Genomic DNA, 20378 nt, shown 5'->3' with positions numbered 1-20378 from the left:
TCTCGCCTTACAGGCTGCCCTTGGTCGACGGGATGATGCCGGCGGCGCGTTCGTCGAGCTCGCTGGCCATGCGCAGCGCGCGGCCAAATGCCTTGAACACGGTTTCGCACTGGTGGTGCGCGTTCACGCCGCGCAGGTTGTCGATGTGCAGCGTCACGCCGGCGTGGTTGACGAAACCGCGGAAGAATTCGCCGGTCAGGTCGACGTCGAAGGTGCCGATCATGGCGCGCGTGAACGGGATGTGCATTTCCAGGCCCGGACGGCCCGAGAAGTCGATCACGACGCGCGACAGCGCTTCGTCCAGCGGCACGTAGGCGTGGCCATAGCGGCGGATGCCCTTGCGGTCGCCAATGGCCTTGGCCACGGCCATGCCGAGCGTGATGCCGGTGTCTTCGACCGTGTGGTGCGCGTCGATGTGCAGGTCGCCCACGGCTTCGACTTCGAGGTCGAACATGCCGTGCCGCGCGATCTGGTCGAGCATATGGTCGAGGAAGGGCACGCCCGTGTTGAGCTTCTGGCGGCCAGTGCCGTCCAGGTTGATCGAGACGCGGATCTGCGTTTCGTTGGTATTGCGGGTAATGTCGGCGGTGCGGGTCATTGCTCGGGCGCTTTTCAAGGTACGTAACTACGGGACGCTATTACAGGGAAGCCTTCAGGGCGGTCAGGAACTGGTCGTTCTCTTGCGGCGTGCTGACCGTGACGCGGATGCAGTTGGCCAGCAATGTGTGCATTTTACTCAAATTTTTGATCAGGACCTTCTCGCCGTGGAGAAGCTTGCAGGCGCGCTCGGCATCGGGCACGCGCAGCGCGATGAAATTGGCGGCCGACGGGAACACTTCCACACCCGGCAGGCCAGCCAGTTCCGCGGCCAGGCGGGCGCGCTCGACATTGAGCAGCTCGGCCTGGCGGTCCAGCACATCCAGGTGCTCGAGGGCGAATTCGGCCGCCACCTGGGTCAGGATATTCACGTTGTACGGCGGGCGCACCTTTTCGAATTCAGCCAGCAGCGGCGCGGCCGCCGCCATGTACCCGAGGCGGATGCCGGCCAGGCCGAGCTTGGACAACGTGCGCATCACGACCAGGTTCGGGTGCTGCGGCAGGCGGTCCATGAAGCTGACCTTGGCGAACGGCTGGTAGGCTTCATCGACCACGACCACGCCATGCTCGCCCAGCGCGCTGATGATCGCTTCCATGTCGGCCGCGTCGTACAGGTTGCCGGTCGGGTTGTTCGGGTACGCGAGAAAGACCAGCGACGGCTTGTGCTCGTCAATGGCCGCCAGCATTGCCGGCAGGTCCAGCGAAAAGTCGGGCTTGATCGGCACGCCGACAAAATCGGCGCCGGCAAACTGCGCCGAGCGCGAAAACATGACGAACGCCGGCACCGGCGCCATGACGACGGCGCGCTTCGAACCGTCGCGTTCCTGGCGCGCGATGGTGGTTGCCAGGATCGTGATCAGCTCATCCGAGCCATTGCCGAGCAGGACGTCGTAGCCGGCCGGAATGCCCAGCTTGGCGCAGATGGCGTCCTTCAGCGTGCGGTACGACGGCACTGGATAACGGTTCAGGGCCGCATCGGCCAGGCGCGCGCCGAGCTGCGTGCGCAGGTCGTCCGGCAGCTGGTACGGGTTTTCCATCGCGTCGAGCTTGACGTAGCCGATCGAGTCCGGCACGTGGTATCCCCCCACGGCGCGCACGTCGGCGCGGATGGTGTTCTCGATCAGTTTGGCGATGTCGGTCATGAAGTTTCTTCCGTGGAGAGTGTGGCCATGGCGGCCTTGGCCGCCTTGCGTTTTTTTGCCCCGGTCAGCGGCACCTCGGGCGCCGCCAGGCGCTCGTGGATGATGGCGCAATACGCGGGGTTGAGTTCGAAGCCGGTGAACTGGCGCCCCAGGCGCTTGGCGGCGATGGCCGTCGTGCCGCTGCCCATGAACGGGTCGAGCACGATCCCGCCCGGCGGGCACGAGGCCTTGACCATGCGCTCGATGATCTCGAGGGGCTTTTGCGTGGGGTGGTCGGCGCGCTCCGGATGCTCGCGGTGCAGGCGCGACACGCTCCAGACGTCCTTCGGGTTGTAGCCTACTTCGAGCCACTTGGCGCCGATGAAGATCGAGCGCGAGCGGGCTTTCTTGGTCGCGGCGTCATACGGAATGCGCACGGCGTCCAGGTCGAAGTAGTAATCCTTGCGGTTGGCGAAAAAACCGATCGTGTCGTGCACCGACGAGAAGCTGCGCACGCTGCCGCCCATCGACGGCACGCGGCGGTCCCAGATGATCTCGTTCATCATCGTCATGCGTTTTTTCAGCATCACGAAGATCTCGGGCGTGAAGCGCCACGTGAGAAAAATGTACAGGCTGCCGTTGGGCTTGAGCTTGGGCACCGCCGCGTCGATCCACTGCTCGGTCCAGGCCAGGTAGGCCTCGACGCTTTGCTGGTCCGAGGCGTTGCCATAGTCCTTGCCCAGGTTGTACGGCGGGTCAGTCAGGATCAGGTCGATGGACCCGTCCGGGATGCGCGCCAAGCCAAGCAGCGCATCCTCGCAGAATACCTGGTTGACCCAGTCGTTCATGATGCCTGGGGTGGGACTGGGTCCAGTCGTAGTTCTGCACTGCGCGCGTGCGCCTGCAGGCCTTCGCCATACGCCAGCGTGGCCGCAACCTTGCCCAGCGTTTGCGCGCCCGCTTCGCTGACCTGGATGATCGACGAGCGTTTCTGGAAATCGTACACGCCCAGTGGCGACGAGAAGCGCGCCGTGCGCGACGTTGGCAGCACGTGGTTCGGGCCGCAGCAATAGTCGCCCAATGACTCGGAAGAGTAGCGGCCCAGGAACATCGCGCCGGCGTGGCGGATTTTATCGGCCCACTGTTGTGGATCTTCAGCCGATATCTCGAGGTGTTCGGCCGCGATGCTGCTGGCGATCTCGCAGGCTTCATCCATACTGCGCACCTTGATCAACGCGCCACGGTCGCCCAGCGACGTGGTGATGGTGGCCGCGCGCGGCATCGTCGGCAGCAGCTTCTGGATGCTCGCTTCAACCTTGGCGATGTAGTCGGCGTCGGGGCACAGCAGGATTGCCTGCGCCAGTTCGTCGTGCTCGGCCTGCGAAAACAGGTCCATCGCGATCCAGTCCGGATCGGTCGTGCCGTCGCACAGCACGAGGATTTCGGACGGGCCCGCGATCATGTCGATGCCGACCGTGCCGAACACGCGGCGCTTGGCGGCGGCGACATACGCGTTGCCGGGGCCGACGATCTTGTCGACGGCCCCGATGGTCTCGGTGCCATTCGCCAGCGCGCCGACGGCCTGCGCGCCGCCAATGGTGATCACACGCGTGACGCCGGCAATGGCCGCTGCAGCCAGCACCATCTGGTTCTTCACGCCGTCCGGGGTCGGCACGACCATGATGATTTCCTTGACGCCCGCCACGTGGGCCGGAATCGCGTTCATCAGGACCGACGACGGATACGCCGCCTTGCCGCCGGGGACATAGATGCCGACCCGGTCCAGGGGCGTGACCCGCTGGCCCAGCACGGTGCCGTCAGGCTCGGTGAAGGTGAAGCCGGTGGACGATTCTTTCTGGCGCTCGTGGTACACGCGCACGCGGTCGGCCGCCACCTGCAGCGCAGCGCGCTGGTCGTCAGGCAACGCAGCCAGCGCGGCTTCGAGCTCGGCCTGCTGAACGTCGAACTGCGCCATGCTCGTGGCGCCACCGTTCGGGATGCGGTCGAATTTGTTCGTGTAGTCGAGCACGGCGGCGTCGCCCCGCGCTTTTACATCGCGCAGGATGCCGGCCACGGCCAGTTCGATGGCGTCGTCGGTTTCGGCTTCAAACGCGAGCAGCGCGCTCAGCGTGGTGGTGAAGTCGGGTGCGGTCGAATCGAGCTTGCGGATCTGTACTGCCATTTTGCGTCTAGCCTTTTGCTTTGGATGCGCGTTCGAACGCGTCCAGGATCGGTTGCAGGCGCTCGCGCTTGAGCTTGAGCGCAGCCTGGTTGACCACCAGGCGCGAGGAGATGTCCATGATCTTTTCGACTTCGACCAGGTTGTTGGCGCGCAGCGTGCCGCCGGTCGAGACCACGTCGACGATGGCGTCGGACAGGCCCACCAGGGGCGCCAGCTCCATCGAGCCATACAGCTTGATCAGGTCGACGTGCACGCCCTTGCGGGCAAAGTGCTCGCGCGCCGTGTTGACGAACTTGGTCGCCACGCGCAAGCGCGCGCCCTGGCGCACGGCGCTTTCGTAATCGAAGCCCGCGTTGACGGCGACCGACATGCGGCATTCGGCGATGCGCAGGTCGATCGGCTGGTACAGCCCTTCGCCGCCATGCTCGAGCAGCACGTCCTTGCCGGCCACGCCGAAATCGGCAGCGCCGTACTGGACATACGTCGGCACGTCGGAAGCGCGCACGATCAGCACGCGCACGCCGGGGTCATTGGTCGGCAGGATCAGCTTGCGCGAAGTCTCTGGGTTTTCCAGCACCTCGATCCCGGCGGCCGACAGCAGCGGCAGGGTGTCTTCGAAGATGCGGCCCTTGGACAGCGCCAGGATCAGCTGGGTCTCGTCCGTATTGCTGGTAAAAGTCATGGTGATTCGATGTGATTACTTGATGCGGACGATGTCGGCGCCCACCGCCGACAGCTTCACTTCCATGCGGTCGTAGCCGCGGTCGAGGTGGTAGATGCGGTCGATCAGCGTCGTGCCTTCGGCGGCCATGCCGGCGATGACGAGCGAAGCCGAAGCGCGCAGGTCGGTTGCCATGACCGGTGCGCCGATCAGGCGCGTGACGCCATCGATGAACGCGGTATTGCCGTCGGTCGTGATCTGCGCGCCGAGACGGTTCATCTCTTGCACGTGCATGAAGCGGTTCTCGAAGATCGTTTCGGTCACGCGCGAGGCGCCGCCGGCGATCGTGTTGACGGCCATGAACTGCGCCTGCATGTCGGTCGGGAAGCCCGGATACTCGGTCGTGCGGAACGACACCGGCTGCGGGCGACCGTCCATCTTCGCGCGGATGGTGTCGGTGCCGACGGTCAGTTGCAGGCCGATTTCGCGCAGCTTGTCGAGCGCCACGTCAAAGATGTCGGTGCGGGTATTGGTCAACTGGATGTCGCCGCCGGTAGCCGCAACGGCGCACAGGAAGGTCGCCGCTTCGATGCGGTCCGAGATCACGGCATGGCTGGCGCCATGCAGTTCCGGCACACCCTGGATCACCAGGCGGTCGGTGCCGATGCCCTCGATCTTCGCGCCCATGGCCACCAGCAGATTGGCCAGGTCGGTCACTTCCGGCTCGCGCGCGGCGTTTTCAAGCACCGTCTCGCCGTCGGCCAGCGTTGCGGCCATGAGCAGGTTCTCGGTGCCGGTCACGGTGATCATGTCGGTGCGGATGCGCGCGCCCTTGAGCTTCGTGGCCTTGGCGTGGATGTAGCCGCCTTCGATCGTGATCTCGGCGCCCATCGCGCGCAGGCCCTGGATGTGCTGGTCGACCGGGCGCGAGCCGATGGCGCAGCCGCCCGGCAGCGACACCTTGGCTTCGCCGAAGCGCGCCAGCAGGGGGCCCAGCACCAGGATCGAGGCGCGCATGGTCTTCACCAGTTCGTACGGCGCGACCAGGTTGTTGATCGCGCTGCCGTTCATGGTGACGTTTTCGTCGTCCAGATCGATTTTCAGGCCAGTGGTTTCCAGCAGCTTGAGCATCGTGCGCACGTCATGCAGGCGCGGCACGTTGGACAGGTGCAGGTCACCCGCGGTGAGCAGGCCTGCGCACAGGATGGGCAACGCCGCATTCTTGGCGCCGGAAATCGCGATGTCACCTTGCAGGCGTTTGCCGCCAACGATCTGGAGCTTGTCCATGATTAGCCTTTGAATTCTTCAGGGGTCAGGGTTTTCATCGACAGCGCGTGGATTTCCTCGCGCATGCGGTCGCCCAGCGCGGCGTACACGATCTGGTGGCGCTGGATCGAGCGCTTGCCGACGAACGCTGGCGAGACGATCACCGCCTCGAAGTGCTGGCCGTCGCCATTGACGGTCAGGTGGGTGCATTCCAGGCCGGCGCTGAGATAGCCGTGTATCAGTTCGGGTGTGGTGGCCACGATAACTCCAAAAATTTTTAGTGGCGCAGCTTGTAGCCGCGCTTGAGCAGGTTGATCGCCATGGCCGTCAGCACCGCGAAGAACACGGACACGATGGCCAGGCTGGTCCAGGGCGACACGTCGGACTGCCCGAAGAACCCGTAACGGAACCCGTCAATCATATAAAAGAACGGGTTGAAATGCGAGACGGCCAGCCAGAATGGCGGCAGTTTTTGTACCGAATAGAACACCCCGGCCAGGAACGTGGCCGGCATGATCAGGAAGTTCTGGAACGCGGCCAGCTGGTCGAATTTTTCGGCCCAAATGCCGGCGATGACGCCCATGGTGCCGAGAATCGCGGCGCCCAGAATCGCGAACACGACGATCCACACCGGCGCGACAAACGTCAGGTGTGCGAACCAGGCGGTAATCGCAAACACGCCGGCGCCGACCGCGATCCCGCGCAGCACCGCCGCGCCGACATACGCCGCCAGGATCTCGGCGTGCGACAGCGGCGCGAGCAGGATGAACACCAGGTTGCCGCTGATCTTGGACTGGATCAGCGACGACGACGAATTGGCGAACGCGTTTTGCAGCACGCTCATCATCACCAGGCCAGGAATCAGGAACGACGTGTAGGCCACGCCCTCGAGCATCTCGACCCGGCCATCGAGCACGTGGCCGAAGATGACGAGGTACAGCATCGCGGTGACGACCGGCGCGGCGACGGTCTGCGTGGCCACCTTCCAGAAGCGCAGCGACTCTTTGTAGAACAGGGTGCGGAACCCGATGGAGAACAGATTCATTGCTTACCCTCTTCCATGATCTGGATGAAGATGTCTTCCAGATCGGCCTGCTGCAGCTGCATCTCGTCGATGACGGTGCCGGCTTCGCGCAGGCGCGCCAGGATCGGCTCGACATCGGCGTAGTCGTTCACGCGCAGCGTGTATTTGTTGTTGTTGGCAGGTTCGTCGTGCGACACGAGCGGACGCAGTTCAGCCGGCAGTGCGCCGGACTTCAGGTGCACAACCAGCTGCGAGCCCGAGACGCGGCGCAGCAGGGTGCTCATCGTGTCGAGCGCCACCACATTGCCCTGCTTGAGCATCGCCACGCGCTGGCACATGGCCTGCGCTTCTTCGAGGTAGTGGGTGGTGAGCACCACGGTGTGGCCGCCTTCGCGGTTCAGGCGCGCGATGAACTTCCACAGCGTCTGGCGCAGTTCGACGTCGACGCCGGCGGTCGGTTCATCCAGCACGATGACGGGCGGACGGTGCACGAGGGCCTGCGCCACCAGCACGCGCCGCTTCATGCCGCCCGATAGCGCGCGCATGTTCACGTCGGCCTTGTCGGTCAGGTCGAGGTTGTGCATCACTTCGTCGATCCAGCCATCGTTGTTGCGGATGTCGAAGTAGCCCGACTGCAGGCGCAGCGTTTCGCGCACCGTGAAGAACGGATCGAACACCAGCTCCTGCGGCACGACGCCCAGGCGCTTGCGCGCTTCGCGAAAATCGGTCACGACATCGTGGCCATGGATTTTCACGCTGCCGGCGTCGGGCCGGATCAGGCCTGCGATGGTGGAAATGAGGGTGGTCTTGCCGGCGCCATTCGGGCCCAGCAGGCCAAAGAACTCGCCCTCTTCGATGGAAAGGGACACGCCCTTGAGCGCCTTGAAGCCTTTGTAGCTCTTCTCGACACGGTCAATCTGGATTGCAGTCATGCGAAATGGGAGGCGCGACGCGCGATAGTCAAAACAAAACGGAGGCCGGCTGGGGAACGCACCAGGACCGTGCAGGGAAACAGTCCATTATAGGTGAAATTGCCATGTCAAGCGGGCCAGGCGGAGAAACCCGGCGGGACGCCGTGCGGGCAACGATGGTGAAACGCGCAAAAAAAAACGGGCAGCCGAAGCTGCCCGTATTCATGCTGGTGCGACCAGCGTGTCGACCCCGTACAGGGACGCGAGCTTGCGCACGTTCTCGGGCACGTTGATGAACGTGAGCCGGTGTCCGGCGCCCAACGCGCGGCGCTGCCAGGCCAGCAGCAAGGCCACGCCCGACGAATCGGCCGACTTCACGCCAGACAGATCGAACACGGTCTCACCAAGACCGATTGCCGCCTCACCCTGCGCCAGCGCCAGGCGGGCGCTGTCGAAGGTCATGGCATCGATCGTCAGCATGGGATTTGCCTCGGCCATTACTTGCCCGGCGCTGCCAGCGGCTTGGACGCCAGTTGCGCATTGCGGTCGGCCAGGCGCTTGATCAGGCCATCGATGCCGCTCTTGCTGATCTCGCTGTTGAAGGTGCTCTTGTAGGTCTCGACCAGCCAGGCGCCCAGGATGTTCACGTCATAGATCTTCCAGCCACTGCCTTCCTTGGCCAGGCGATAGTTCAGCGTGATTGGCTCACCGCGCGCGACGTTGACCTGCGAGCGCACCTCGACATCGGTATCGGTGGCGGCGGCGCGCATCGGCTTGAACTCGACGGTTTCGTTCTTGATGGTCGACAGCGCACCGGAATACGTGTAGACCAGCAGATTGCGGAACTCGGTGGTCAGGCGCTTTTGCTGCTCTGGCGTGGCGGTGCGCCAGTGACGGCCAGCTGCTTGCTGGGTCATCTTCTCGGCATCGACGTACGGCAGGATCTTGGTATTGACCAGGCCCATGATCTTGGTGCGGTCGCCCGACTGGATTGCCTTGTCGTTCTTGACGCTGTCGATCACTTCGGCGCTGATGCGCTTGACCAGCACGTCCGGCGCTTCGGCGCTGGCGGCTGGCTGGGCGATCACGCTCGTGGAAAAGGCAGCGGTGACTGCGGCGGCGGCGATCAGGTGCATGAATGGCTTCATCGTATTCCTTTCAACTTACTTCGTTTCGGAAGGTGCTGGCTCGGCGACGTCATCAGCCTGGCGCGGCACATTGCCGTCGTAGACCTGGCTCTGGCGGCGCTGCAGATAGCCGTCGCGCAGGAACTCGTAGCGGTCCAGTGCGGCGTCGTCCATCAGGCCCGAGGCGTCGAGCAGCGTGGCGCGTTTGTCGATGATGCGAACGCCGGTACCCACATTGCGCCAGTTGACCGGCGTCTTGTAGGTCCAGATGTCGCCCGCGAAATCGGCTGGCAATGCTGCGGTATCACGTACCGTAGATGGGCCCAGAAGCGGCAAGATCAAGTACGGACCGCTCGGTACGCCCCATTTGCCCAGCGTTTGGCCGAAATCTTCGTTGTGCTTCTGCATGCCGGCTTCGGACGCGATGTCCAGCAGGCCGAAGATGCCGAAGGTCGAATTGACCGCCACGCGGCCGAAATCGGTCGCGCCGGCTTCGCCCTTGCCTTGCAGGAAGTTGTTGATCGAGCTCCAGGCATCCGACAGGTTGCCAAAGAAATTGTTCACGCCCGTCTGGGCAAAGCCCGGCACGACCTTCTTGTAGGCGGTCGCGGTCGGCTTGAGCACGGTGCGGTCGACGGCGTCGTTGAACGAATAAACGGCGCGATTATAGCCTTCGAGCGGATCCTGTGGATTGTTCGCGGTGGTCGCGCAACCGGTCAGGACCAGGACAGCAGCGGCGGCGGCACATAGACGCACGTGCGAAAGCGAGTTGGTGTAGTTCATTAACTACCTTCCTTTCCATCAGCAGCCTTGCTGTAGATAAATTGATTGATCAAGTCTTCGAGGACTGTCGCCGACTGGGTGCGGATGATGCGATCGCCCTCGGCCAGATTGTTCGTGTCGCCACCGGCTTCGATGCCGATGTATTGCTCGCCAAGCAGGCCTGCGGTCAGGATCTTCAACGAACTATCTTTTGGAAATTTATAGTCGGTATCCAAATCGAGGCGCACAGATGCCTGGAAACTCTTGTCGTCAAAGGCAATCTCGCCCACGCGGCCAACCACCACACCGGCGCTCTTGACGGGTGCCTGCGGCTTGAGGCCGCCGATATTGTCAAACCGGCCGCTGACGGAATACGTCTGCCCGAACGACATGGACTTCAAATTGCCGGCCTGGAAAGCCAGGAACAGCAGTGCAGCCAAGCCCAGCAGCACGAACAGGCCAACCCAGACGTCGATAGTTTTGCGATGCATTTTATTACCCTAAAACCGTGTTAGTTATTTATTGAACATCAGGGCGGTCATGACGAAGTTCAGCCCCCAGACCAGCAGCGATGCGATCACGACAGTACGCGTGGTCGCACGCGAGACGTCTTCCGGCGTCGGCTGGGCCTGGTACCCCTGGAACAGGGCAGTAAAGGTCACGGCGATGCCAAAGATAAAGCTTTTAATCACGCCGTTCAGTACGTCAGCGCGCACATCGACGCCAGATTGCATCTGGGCCCAGAAAGAACCTTCATCCACGCCGATCAATTTCACGCCGACGAGGTAGCCACCCATCACGCCAACGGCCGAAAACACCGTCGCCAGCACTGGCATGGCGATCACGCCTGCCCAGAAACGCGGCGCCAGCACCCGTTGGACCGGATTAATCGCCATCATTTCCATGGCCGACAATTGCTCGCCTGCTTTCATGAGGCCGATCTGCGCCGTCAGCGAGGTGCCGGCGCGACCGGCAAACAGCAGCGCCGTGACGACCGGACCCAGTTCGCGCACGAGCGACAGCGCGACGACCTGACCCAGCATCTGCTCGGCGCCATACTGGTTCAGCGTGTAATAACCCTGCAGGCCCAGCACCATGCCGACGAACAGGCCGGACACGGCAATGATCACCAGCGAATAGTTACCGATGAAGTGAATCTGCTCGGAAATCAAGCCCGGGCGGCGGAACGCGCCGGGCGACACGCGCAGGATGCTGAAGAACGAGCGGATGGCAAAACCGAGACCGGCCAGCCCTTCGCGCACCGAGCAACCGATATAACCGAGGAAGCGGGCGATCATGTGCGCGCTCCCAGGCCCAGGTCGTCGGCCAGCGTCTTGCCGGGATAGTGGAACGGCACCGGACCGTCCGGCTCGGCGTTGACGAACTGGCGCACGTACGGGTCAGTCGAGACGCGCAGTTCGGTCGGCGTGCCTTCTGCGACGATCTTGCCAGCGGACATGAAATACACGTAATCGGCAATCGCGAAGCACTCTTGCACATCGTGCGAGACGAGGATCGAGGTCGAGCCGAGGGCGTCGTTCAGGTTGCGGATCAGATTCGCGGTCACACCCATCGAGATCGGGTCGAGGCCGGCGAACGGCTCGTCGTACATGATCAGTTCGGGGTCGAGCGCCACAGCGCGGGCGACGGCGACACGGCGCGCCATGCCGCCCGAAATCTCGGCCGGCTTGAGGCGGTGCGCATTGCGCAGGCCCACGGCGTTGAGCTTCATGAGCACGAGGTCGCGGATGAGTTCTTCGGGCAGGTCGGTGTGCTCGCGCAGCGGAAACGCCACGTTATCGAACACCGACAGGTCGGTAAACAGCGCGCCAAACTGGAACAGCATGCCCATGCGCCGGCGCAGGCGGTACAGCCCCTGCGTATCGAGGCTGTGCACGACTTCGCCGCCAATGCGGACTTCGCCGCGCTGGGGGCGAATCTGGCCACCGATGAGACGCAACACCGTCGTCTTGCCGCAACCGGACCCACCCATGACAGCAATGAGCTTGCCACGTGGGAAATCCATGCGCAGATTCGACAGAATGGAACGCTCACCGTAAGCAAAATGCAGATCGCGGATTTCGACTAGGTTCGACACAGCATCATTTGAGGTTAGGGAATCCGGTATTGTAGTGCAGAAAGCTATTTACCCGCTTGAGGGACCCGATTTTACCCCCGGCTGGCGACGTGACATTACAACACTAATAACTGTTCAGTCAGCTATTTAACGTCGTAAGCGATTGTTTTTATTGGGTTATGCAACTATGACAATATTGCAATTCCTTGTGAGGAATCAATATAATTGAAACATATTTACATAAACCGCACGATACAGGCCGCGTGATAGGACGACAGCGTGCCAGGCTATTTTGCATCGCAGCATCCAATTGGGGATAGCTTTGCGAATTAGCAAGTGACAGTTTATAAATAGTTTGTCATGCATTTGTCGCCGGATTGTCTGCAAGCCGGCGAACATGGCGGTCGCATTGCACGACCGCCATTGACCATAGGTCTTACCGTGGCAAGACTGATGCGCCCATCAGGAACTCATCGACCGCGCGCGCACATTGACGGCCTTCGCGGATCGCCCACACCACCAGCGATTGACCACGACGCATGTCACCCGCCGTAAACACTTTCGGATTCGACGTCTGGTAGGCCAGGTCGCCTTCGGTGGTGGCGCGCGCATTGCCGCGCGGGTCTTTCTGCACGCCGAAGGCGTCGAGCACCTGCTGCACCGGCGAGACAAAGCCCATCGCCAGCAGCACCAGGTCGGCTTTCAGTTCGAATTCGGAATCCGGCACTTCCGTCATCTTGCCGTCTTTCCACTCGACGCGGCAGGCAATCAGCTTTTCCACCTTGCCGCCCTTGCCTTCCAGGCGCTTGGTCGCCACCGCCCAGTCGCGCTCGCAACCTTCTTCGTGCGACGACGAGGTGCGCAGGCGCGTCGGCCAGTAGGGCCAGACCAGCGGCTTGTTTTCGTGTTCCGGCGGCTGCGGCAGCAGTTCGAATTGCGTCACCGAGGCCGCGCCGTGGCGGTTCGAGGTGCCGACGCAGTCCGAGCCGGTGTCGCCGCCGCCGATGACGATCACGTGCTTGCCGGTGGCTTTCAGCTGGTCCTTCAGCTTGTCGCCGGCATTGACGCGGTTTTGCTGCGGCAGGAAGTCCATCGCAAAGTGCACGCCCTTGAGCTGGCGGCCCGGCACTGGCAGGTCACGTGGCTGCTCGGCGCCGCCGGCCATGATCACGGCATCGAATTCTTTTTCCAGGTCTTCCGGGAAGATCGTGTCGCGCGCCATATTGCTGACGGCTGCCGGGAAGTCCTTGCCAATCAACACACCCGTGCGGAACGTGACGCCTTCGGCCTGCATCTGTTCGACGCGGCGGTCGATCAGGTCCTTCTCCATCTTGAAGTCGGGGATCCCATAGCGCAGCAGCCCGCCCAGACGATCGCTCTTTTCAAACACCGTCACGTCGTGGCCCACGCGCGCCAGTTGCTGGGCTGCGGCCAGGCCGGCAGGCCCGGAGCCGACGACGGCGACCTTGCGGCCCGTACGATGTTCAGGCGGCTGCGGCACCACCCAGCCGTGCTCCCAGCCGGTATCGATGATCTTGCGCTCGATCGACTTGATGCCGACCGGGTCGTCGTTGATCCCGAGCGTGCAGGCCGACTCGCACGGCGCCGGGCAGATGCGGCCGGTGAACTCGGGGAAATTGTTCGTCGAGTGCAGGTTTTCCAGCGCGTGGCGGTAGTTGCCATGGAAGACCAGGTCGTTCCAGTCCGGGATGATGTTGTTGACCGGGCAGCCCGTGTTACAGAACGGGATGCCGCAATCCATGCAGCGCGCGCCCTGCACCTTCGCCTGCGCGTCGGTCAGCGTGATGACGAATTCCTTGTAGTTCTTCAGACGCGCGACCGGTTCGAGATGATCCTCTTCCTGCCGTTCGAATTCCATGAAGCCGGTAATTTTGCCCACAATATTTTCCTTGGTCGTTGGTCCGCGGCTGCTTACGCGGCCTGATCGATCTTGTCGTTCGCTTCTTCCATGCTCGAGAAGTGCATCTCTTCGAGCGCGCGCTTGTAGTCGGTCGGGAACACCTTGACGAACTTGCTGCGGCTGTTGGCCCAGTCGTCGAGCAGGTTGCGCGCACGCGTGCTGCCGGTGTACTTGAAGTGGCGCTCGATCAGGCGGCGCAGGATCGCTTCGTCCGACTCGCGCTCGCTGGTGCGCGACTGGCTGTGCCAGGCGGCCGGATCGGTCTGGTCCTTCGACGCCAGCACGCGCTCGAGATTGACCATCGTCGTGTTGCAGCGCGCTTCGAATTCGCCTTTCGGGTCGTACACGAAGGCCACGCCGCCCGACATGCCGGCGGCGAAGTTGCGGCCGGTGTCGCCCAGCACCGCCACGGTACCGCCAGTCATGTATTCGCAACCGTGGTCGCCGCAGCCTTCGACGACGGCCGTGGCGCCCGAGTTGCGCACCGCGAAGCGCTCGCCGGCCACGCCGTTGAAGAAGGCTTCGCCCGAAATCGCGCCATACAGCACCGTGTTACCGACGATGATGTTGTCGACCGCCCAGCCACGGAACTCGGTGTTCGGCCGCACGATGATGCGCCCGCCCGACAGGCCCTTGCCGACGTAGTCGTTGCCTTCGCCGACCAGGTCCATCGTGATGCCACCGGCCAGGAAGGCAGCAGCGGACTGGCCCGCCGTGCCTTGCAGCTGGATGTGGATCGTGTCGTCCGGCAGGCCGGCATGGCCGTAGCGCGTGGCGACTTCGCCCGACAGCATGGCGCCGACGGTGCGGTTCAGGTTCTTGACCGGCGAGATGAACGAGACGCGCTCGCCCTTTTCCAGTGCCGCCTTGGCTTGCGCGATCAGCTTGTGATCGAGCGCCTTGTCCAGGCCATGGTCCTGGCCTTCGGTGTGGAACAGCGCACGCTGGCTCTCGACTTTCGGCTGGTAGAAGATGTTGGAGAAGTCCAGGCCCTGCGCCTTCCAGTGGCCGATCGCCTTGGATTTGTCGAGCAGGTCGGCGCGGCCAATCAGTTCGTCATAGGTGCGGATGCCCAGCTGCGCCATGATCTGGCGGGCTTCTTCGGCGACGAAGAAGAAGTAGTTCACGACATGCTCGGGTTTGCCCTGGAATTTTGCGCGCAGCACCGGGTCTTGCGTGGCCACGCCCACCGGGCAGGTATTCAGGTGGCACTTGCGCATCATGATGCAACCTTCGACCACCAGCGGCGCGGTGGCAAAGCCCACTTCATCGGCGCCCAGCATCGCCGCGATGACGACGTCGCGGCCGGTGCGCATCTGGCCATCCGCTTGCAGGCGGATGCGGCTACGCAGGCCATTGAGCACCAGCGTCTGCTGGGTCTCGGCCAGGCCCAGCTCCCACGGCGTGCCGGCGTGCTTGACCGACGACAGGGGCGAGGCGCCGGTGCCGCCATCGTGGCCGGCGACGACGATGTGATCGGCCTTGGCTTTCGAGACGCCAGCAGCGACCGTGCCGATGCCCACTTCCGAGACCAGCTTGACCGAGATCGAGGCGCGCGGGTTCACGTTTTTCAGGTCGTGGATCAGCTGGGCCAGGTCTTCGATCGAATAGATGTCGTGGTGCGGCGGCGGCGAAATCAGGCCGACACCCGGCACCGAGAAGCGCAGGCTGGCGATGTACTCGGACACTTTATGGCCCGGCAGCTGGCCGCCTTCGCCCGGCTTGGCGCCCTGCGCCATCTTGATCTGGATCTGATCGGCCGAGTTCAGGTATTCAGCGGTGACGCCAAAGCGCCCCGACGCCACCTGCTTGATTTTTGAACGCAGCGAGTCACCGTCTTCGAGCGGGATGTCGACCACGACGCGGCCATCGCCCAGGCGCGACGCCAGCGACTCGCCTTTCTTGATCGCGATGCCCTTGAACTCATTCATGTAGCGCGCCGGATCTTCGCCGCCCTCGCCCGTATTGCTCTTGCCGCCGATGCGGTTCATCGCGATGGCCAGCGTGGCGTGGGCTTCGGTGCTGATCGAGCCAAGGGACATGGCGCCGGTCGCAAAGCGCTTGACGATGTCCTTGGCCGATTCGACTTCTTCGATCGGGATCGCCTTGTCGCGGTCGATCTTGAATTCGAACAGGCCGCGCAGCGTCAGGTGACGGCGCGTCTGGTCGTTGATCAGCTGCGCGTATTCCTTATAGGTCGAGAAGTTGTTGGCGCGCGTCGCGTGCTGCAGCTTGGCGATCGTGTCCGGCGTCCACAGGTGGTCTTCGCCGCGCACGCGGAAGGCGTACTCGCCGCCGACGTCCAGCGCATTGGCCAGCACCGGATCGGCGCCGAAGGCCAGCGCGTGCAGGCGCAGCGCTTCTTCGGCCACTTCGAACAGGCCAATGCCTTCGATGTTCGACGAGGTGCCCTTGAAGTACTTGTCGACCAGCGATTTGTTCAGGCCCACGGCCTCGAAAATCTGCGCGCCGCAGTACGACATGTAGGTGGAGATGCCCATTTTGGACATCACCTTCATCAGGCCCTTGCCGACGGCCTTGATGTAGTTGTAGCTCACCGTCTCGGCCGACAGCTCCTGCGGCAGGCCATGCGCCAGCTCGGCCAGCGTTTCAAGGGCGAGGTACGGGTGCACGGCTTCGGCGCCGTAGCCGGCCAGCAGCGCGAAGTGGTGCGTCTCGCGCGCCGAGCCGGTTTCGATCACGAGGCCGGCGGAGGCGCGCAGGCCGCGCGCTACCAGGTGCTGGTGCACGCTGGAGGTGGCCAGCAGCGCGGGAATGGCGACCAGGTCGGGCGACATGCGGCGATCCGACACGATCAGGATGTTGTGGCCCGACTTGACCGCATCGACCGCTTCGGCGCACAGCGAGGCCAGCGACGCTTCGATGCCTTCCTTGCCCCAGGCGACCGGGTAGCAGATGTTGAGCTCATAGGCCTTGAACTTGCCGCCGGTGTGCTGGCCGATATTGCGCAGGCGCGCCATGTCGTCGAAGTTCAGGATCGGCTGCGCGACTTCGAGGCGCATCGGCGGGTTGACGTTGTTGGTGTCGAGGATGTTCGGCTTCGGGCCGATGAACGAGACCAGCGACATGACCATGCTTTCGCGGATCGGATCGATCGGCGGATTGGTCACCTGCGCGAACAGCTGCTTGAAGTAGTTATACAGCGGCTTGAGTTTGTTGGACGTGACGGCCAGCGGCGAGTCGTTGCCCATCGAGCCGGTGGCTTCTTCGCCCAGCACGGCCATCGGCGCCATCAGGAATTTCAGGTCTTCCTGCGTGTAGCCGAATGCCTGCTGGCGGTCGAGCAGCGTGAGCGCCGGCTTCTCGCCCTGCGCATCCTTCGCGCGGCCGGCGGCCAGCTGCGACTCGGTCAGCTTGATTTCATTGAGCTTGATGCGCACCGACTTGATCCAGGCCTTGTACGGCTTGGCGTTGGCGTAGGTGTCCTTCAGTTCCTTGTCGTCGATGATGCGGCCCGCTTCGAGGTCGATCAGGAACATCTTGCCTGGCTGGAGGCGCCACTTCTTGACGATGCGCGATTCGGGAATCGGCAGCACGCCCGATTCGGATGCCATGACGACCAGATCGTCCTCGGTGATGACGTAGCGCGCCGGGCGCAGGCCGTTGCGGTCGAGCGTACCGCCGATGTGGCGGCCGTCGGTGAAGGCCATCGCGGCCGGGCCGTCCCACGGCTCCATCATCGCGGCGTGGTATTCGTAGAAGGCGCGGCGGTTGTCGTCCATCGATGCGTGGTTTTCCCAGGCTTCCGGGATCATCATCATCATCGCCTGGGCGATCGGGTAGCCGGCCATGATCAGGAGTTCGAGCGCGTTGTCGAAACAGGCGGTGTCGGACTGGCCTTCATAGATCAGCGGGAACAGCTTGTTCAGGTCGTCGCCCAGCACGGCCGACTTGAGGATGCCTTCGCGCGCGCGGGTCCAGTTGAAGTTGCCCTTGACGGTATTGATCTCGCCGTTGTGGGCGATCAGGCGGTACGGGTGGGCCAGCGGCCACTCGGGGAAGGTATTGGTCGAGAAGCGCTGGTGGACCAGGGCCAGCGCCGAGATGCAGCGCGGGTCCTGCAGATCCTTGTAGAACACGCCCACCTGGTCGGCCAGCAGCAGGCCTTTATAGACGACGGTGCGCGCCGACATCGACGGCACGAAGAATTCCTTGCCATGCAGGAGTTTGAGGGCCTGGATCGCGTGACCGGACGATTTGCGGATCACATACAGTTTGCGCTCAAGTGCATCGGTGACCATGATGTCCGGGCCGCGGCCGATGAAGATCTGGCGAATCACCGGCTCCTTGGCACGCACGAACGGCGACATCGGCATCGTTGCATCGACCGGCACGTTGCGCCAGCCGAGAACGACCTGGCCTTCGATGCGCACGGCGCGCTCGATTTCCTGCTCGCAGGCGATGCGCGACGCATGCTCTTTCGGCAAGAACACCATGCCGACGCCGTACTCGCCTGGCGGCGGCAGCTCGACGCCCTGGCGCGCCATCTCGTCGCGGTAGTACTGGTCCGGAATCTGGATCAGGATCCCCGCCCCGTCACCCATCAGCGCATCGGCGCCGACAGCGCCCCGGTGGTCGAGGTTCTTCAGAATCAACAGACCCTGTTCAACAATCGAATGACTCTTGTTGCCCTTGATATGGGCGATGAAGCCAACACCACAAGCATCGTGTTCATTGGCGGGATCATACAAACCTTGGGCAATCATGCGACATTCTCCACATCTTTACGGGATCGAATGCCGAGAATAGTGCAATGCAAAATCCCCCGTCAACCTCAATAATTAGGGTCAGAGTCGAATTGTTTGACAACTTTTTGAGAAACACGATAATTGGGGACAGAGTCAATCTGGTTTGTAGTTGTGCTCTGCATTGGAACCTAAGCGCTTGATTTTAAATGTGTTTTTGCAATAAAAAACGGCACGAATAACCGTGCCGTTGTGTCGGGAATTGCCCTGTTTCAGGCTTGTGCTAACGGTGGAAGGGGCGGATTAAAAGGTCGGCCACGCTTGGCTGGCAAGATCTGGCGTTGTGTTTTTTGCTCCAACTGGCTCTTGAACGAGTCTGACCCCAGTGGCTTGTTTCGCAGAATCGAGGTGGTGATGAAATCCACCTCCTCGGATGACAACCCCTGCTGAACCATGTCGATATACGCCGCCTCGCGCTGGAATGGCGTGTTACCCAGGGCCCAGAACAGGCTGTGGTCGCTCACGAGCGTATCCAGACGCGCGCCGGCATGGTGGGCATAGCTCGACCATGGATAGTCGCCCGGCCCGATGGACAATTGTGCGCGCACGGGATTGAGCTCGATGTAGCGGCTGCAGGTCATGAAATACCGGTCCGAGTCGATCAGCGAGGTGCGGAAACGCCCCTCGAACAAGCCACCGCTGCGCTCGTACTTGTGGTTAAACCACGGAACATAGAGTCGGCCGACCTTCTGCATCATCAGCGCCAGGCCAGTGGCGTCGCTCGGCGTTGCCAGCAGGTGAACATGGTTCGGCATCAAGACATAAGCATGGATTGACACATCATAAAACCGCGCGCCTTCCTTGAGCCAGACGAGAAATCGCTGGTAGTCTGCCTCTTCCCTGTAAATGATCTGGCGGTTATTGCCGCGCTGGATCACGTGGTGCGGTTGCTCGGGAACGATGAGTCGAGGTTGGCGTGCCATGGCGTCGGATGTGCGTGAGGAATCGGAATTCTACAATGGAAAATGACTCTGTCCCTAATTAAACGCAAGAGGTCGCAAAATCCAATCGACTCTGTCCCCAATTATCTGAGAATGAGTCCAGACGAAATTTATCGACCGACTTTTCAGCTCCAATTGTTTAACCTAGCCAATTTCCCAAAGAAAATTGGCCAATAATTCGACTCTGACCCTAATTGTCTGAGTGGAAATTGGCCAATAATTCGACTCTGACCCTCATTGTGGGAGGGTAGAGGCGGGTCAGGAGAGGGTGAAGCCGGCGGAGAGGCTGTAGCCTTCGCCGTAGGCGCTGCGCAGGGGGAGGTCCTGGCCGAGGCCGGAGCGGGCTTTCTTGCGCAGGCGGTAGACCAGCATGTCGACGCGGCGGCTGGCGTCGGGGTCGTCGCCACCCATGCCGGCGACGATGACGTGGCGCGGCACCGGGCGCGTGTTGATCGTCAGCAGGTGCAGGAAGTTGCACTCCTTCTCGGTCAGGTCGACGACCTTGCCCATCAGCTCGAGCTGGCGCGCGCTCACGCGCAGCATCCACTTGCTCGGGGCTGGCGCCGGATCCTGCGGACGCACCCGGCGGTCCAGTGCCTCGATGTGGGCCGCCAGTTCCGGGAACTTGATCGGCTTGGTCAGGTAATGGTCGGCGCCCAGGCGCAGGCCCAGGATGCGGTGGTCGAACGCCACCCGGCCCGTCAGCACCAGCAACCCGATTTCCGGGTACAGCTGTCGCATGCGCGGGATGACATTGAAGCCATCTTCGTCCGGCAGTCCGAGGTCGAGCACCACGACCGCAGCCGGCGTGCGCGTCAGCGCCGCCCACATTTCACTGGCGGTCCGGGCGATCGTGACGTCGTGGTCCAGCTCCTTCAGGAACTCGGCCATGTCGTCGGCGTATTCGCCATTGTCTTCAACAATCAGTATCTGCGTCATGCCCTTGCCATATTAGTCACCTGCCCGTCGTTGATACCGATGGTAGCGTTATCCACGCCGAAGCGCGGTCCCGATTATCACTG

19 protein-coding genes are annotated in these 20378 nt (G+C 62.6%); all 19 read right to left on the bottom strand.

Translation table 11 applies throughout. From position 1 onward, the window contains the following. Nucleotides 1-7 precede the first annotated feature (7 nt). The 19 genes from hisB to AC56LV_RS14955 all read right to left on the bottom strand — a co-directional run bounded on the left by hisB (nt 8) and on the right by AC56LV_RS14955 (nt 20295). Nucleotides 8-598, bottom strand: coding sequence for an imidazoleglycerol-phosphate dehydratase HisB (gene hisB / locus AC56LV_RS15045; protein WP_183555121.1), 591 nt, complete (start codon nt 596-598; stop codon nt 8-10). A 40-nt stretch (nt 599-638) separates the two neighbouring features. Then, nucleotides 639-1739, bottom strand: coding sequence for a histidinol-phosphate transaminase (hisC, locus tag AC56LV_RS15040; protein ID WP_499558751.1), 1101 nt, complete (start codon nt 1737-1739; stop codon nt 639-641). Further along, complete coding sequence (locus AC56LV_RS15035; protein ID WP_499558749.1) at nt 1736-2566, bottom strand: DNA-methyltransferase; 831 nt, start codon at nt 2564-2566, stop codon at nt 1736-1738. Before AC56LV_RS15035 ends, hisC begins: the two co-directional genes overlap by 4 nt. Beyond that, on the bottom strand, nt 2563-3900 hold the full coding sequence (gene hisD, locus AC56LV_RS15030; protein ID WP_499558747.1) for a histidinol dehydrogenase: 1338 nt from the start codon (nt 3898-3900) through the stop codon (nt 2563-2565). Before hisD ends, AC56LV_RS15035 begins: the two co-directional genes overlap by 4 nt. Nucleotides 3901-3907: 7 nt before the next feature. Further along, nucleotides 3908-4582 carry an ATP phosphoribosyltransferase gene (hisG, locus tag AC56LV_RS15025; RefSeq protein ID WP_183555113.1) on the bottom strand — a complete coding sequence of 225 codons (675 nt, stop codon included), beginning with the start codon at nt 4580-4582 and terminating at the stop codon, nt 3908-3910. A gap of 15 nt (nt 4583-4597) precedes the next feature. Continuing rightward, complete coding sequence (gene murA / locus AC56LV_RS15020; protein ID WP_499558745.1) at nt 4598-5848, bottom strand: UDP-N-acetylglucosamine 1-carboxyvinyltransferase; 1251 nt, start codon at nt 5846-5848, stop codon at nt 4598-4600. 2 nt (nt 5849-5850) lie between these two features. After that, nucleotides 5851-6087, bottom strand: a complete 237-nt coding sequence (locus AC56LV_RS15015) for a BolA family protein (protein ID WP_183555109.1) — start codon at nt 6085-6087, stop codon at nt 5851-5853. A gap of 17 nt (nt 6088-6104) precedes the next feature. After that, on the bottom strand, nt 6105-6872 hold the full coding sequence (locus AC56LV_RS15010) for an ABC transporter permease (RefSeq protein WP_183555107.1): 768 nt from the start codon (nt 6870-6872) through the stop codon (nt 6105-6107). Next, a complete protein-coding gene (locus AC56LV_RS15005; protein ID WP_499558743.1) occupies nt 6869-7783 on the bottom strand; it encodes an ABC transporter ATP-binding protein in 915 nt (304 codons plus the stop codon). Before AC56LV_RS15005 ends, AC56LV_RS15010 begins: the two co-directional genes overlap by 4 nt. A gap of 201 nt (nt 7784-7984) precedes the next feature. Then, nucleotides 7985-8242 carry an STAS domain-containing protein gene (locus tag AC56LV_RS15000; protein ID WP_499558741.1) on the bottom strand — a complete coding sequence of 86 codons (258 nt, stop codon included), beginning with the start codon at nt 8240-8242 and terminating at the stop codon, nt 7985-7987. Between the two features lie 17 nt (nt 8243-8259). Then, nucleotides 8260-8910, bottom strand: coding sequence for an MlaC/ttg2D family ABC transporter substrate-binding protein (locus AC56LV_RS14995; protein WP_499558739.1), 651 nt, complete (start codon nt 8908-8910; stop codon nt 8260-8262). Between the two features lie 15 nt (nt 8911-8925). Continuing rightward, nucleotides 8926-9672 (bottom strand): MlaA family lipoprotein, encoded by a 747-nt coding sequence (locus tag AC56LV_RS14990; RefSeq protein ID WP_499504142.1) that lies wholly within the window; start codon nt 9670-9672, stop codon nt 8926-8928. Then, nucleotides 9672-10142 (bottom strand): outer membrane lipid asymmetry maintenance protein MlaD, encoded by a 471-nt coding sequence (gene mlaD, locus AC56LV_RS14985; RefSeq protein WP_332531270.1) that lies wholly within the window; start codon nt 10140-10142, stop codon nt 9672-9674. Before mlaD ends, AC56LV_RS14990 begins: the two co-directional genes overlap by 1 nt. Before the next feature lie 24 nt (nt 10143-10166). Then, nucleotides 10167-10949 (bottom strand): lipid asymmetry maintenance ABC transporter permease subunit MlaE, encoded by a 783-nt coding sequence (gene mlaE / locus AC56LV_RS14980; protein ID WP_499558737.1) that lies wholly within the window; start codon nt 10947-10949, stop codon nt 10167-10169. Beyond that, a complete protein-coding gene (locus AC56LV_RS14975; protein ID WP_183555094.1) occupies nt 10946-11749 on the bottom strand; it encodes an ABC transporter ATP-binding protein in 804 nt (267 codons plus the stop codon). Before AC56LV_RS14975 ends, mlaE begins: the two co-directional genes overlap by 4 nt. A 415-nt stretch (nt 11750-12164) precedes the next feature. Next, nucleotides 12165-13628 (bottom strand): glutamate synthase subunit beta, encoded by a 1464-nt coding sequence (locus AC56LV_RS14970; RefSeq protein ID WP_499456029.1) that lies wholly within the window; start codon nt 13626-13628, stop codon nt 12165-12167. Nucleotides 13629-13660: 32 nt separating this feature from the next. Next, nucleotides 13661-18376: a glutamate synthase-related protein gene (locus AC56LV_RS14965; protein ID WP_499504143.1), complete on the bottom strand. Its 4716-nt coding sequence runs from the start codon at nt 18374-18376 to the stop codon at nt 13661-13663. 251 nt (nt 18377-18627) lie between these two features. After that, the gene (locus AC56LV_RS14960) at nt 18628-19338 is read right to left on the bottom strand and encodes a transposase (RefSeq protein ID WP_499558735.1); all 711 of its coding nucleotides are present in this window, start codon (nt 19336-19338) and stop codon (nt 18628-18630) included. Nucleotides 19339-19614: 276 nt separating this feature from the next. Further along, nucleotides 19615-20295: a response regulator transcription factor gene (locus AC56LV_RS14955; RefSeq protein ID WP_183555085.1), complete on the bottom strand. Its 681-nt coding sequence runs from the start codon at nt 20293-20295 to the stop codon at nt 19615-19617. Nucleotides 20296-20378: the final 83 nt, after the last annotated feature.

The sequence above is a fragment of the Telluria sp. RB2R28 genome, from assembly GCF_059685835.1.
Note: the sequence above shows the minus strand (reverse complement) of the source record. Positions and strands in the feature narration are given on the sequence as shown.

Coding starts and splice junctions, on each gene's coding strand:
- hisB (WP_183555121.1), bottom strand. CDS start 598: ATGACCCGCACCGCCGACATTACCCGCAATACCAACGAAACGCAGATC.
- hisC (WP_499558751.1), bottom strand. CDS start 1,739: ATGACCGACATCGCCAAACTGATCGAGAACACCATCCGCGCCGACGTG.
- AC56LV_RS15035 (WP_499558749.1), bottom strand. CDS start 2,566: ATGAACGACTGGGTCAACCAGGTATTCTGCGAGGATGCGCTGCTTGGC.
- hisD (WP_499558747.1), bottom strand. CDS start 3,900: ATGGCAGTACAGATCCGCAAGCTCGATTCGACCGCACCCGACTTCACC.
- hisG (WP_183555113.1), bottom strand. CDS start 4,582: ATGACTTTTACCAGCAATACGGACGAGACCCAGCTGATCCTGGCGCTG.
- murA (WP_499558745.1), bottom strand. CDS start 5,848: ATGGACAAGCTCCAGATCGTTGGCGGCAAACGCCTGCAAGGTGACATC.
- AC56LV_RS15010 (WP_183555107.1), bottom strand. CDS start 6,872: ATGAATCTGTTCTCCATCGGGTTCCGCACCCTGTTCTACAAAGAGTCG.
- AC56LV_RS15005 (WP_499558743.1), bottom strand. CDS start 7,783: ATGACTGCAATCCAGATTGACCGTGTCGAGAAGAGCTACAAAGGCTTC.
- AC56LV_RS15000 (WP_499558741.1), bottom strand. CDS start 8,242: ATGCTGACGATCGATGCCATGACCTTCGACAGCGCCCGCCTGGCGCTG.
- AC56LV_RS14995 (WP_499558739.1), bottom strand. CDS start 8,910: ATGAAGCCATTCATGCACCTGATCGCCGCCGCCGCAGTCACCGCTGCC.
- AC56LV_RS14990 (WP_499504142.1), bottom strand. CDS start 9,672: ATGAACTACACCAACTCGCTTTCGCACGTGCGTCTATGTGCCGCCGCC.
- mlaD (WP_332531270.1), bottom strand. CDS start 10,142: ATGCATCGCAAAACTATCGACGTCTGGGTTGGCCTGTTCGTGCTGCTG.
- mlaE (WP_499558737.1), bottom strand. CDS start 10,949: ATGATCGCCCGCTTCCTCGGTTATATCGGTTGCTCGGTGCGCGAAGGG.
- AC56LV_RS14965 (WP_499504143.1), bottom strand. CDS start 18,376: ATGATTGCCCAAGGTTTGTATGATCCCGCCAATGAACACGATGCTTGT.
- AC56LV_RS14960 (WP_499558735.1), bottom strand. CDS start 19,338: ATGGCACGCCAACCTCGACTCATCGTTCCCGAGCAACCGCACCACGTG.
- AC56LV_RS14955 (WP_183555085.1), bottom strand. CDS start 20,295: ATGACGCAGATACTGATTGTTGAAGACAATGGCGAATACGCCGACGAC.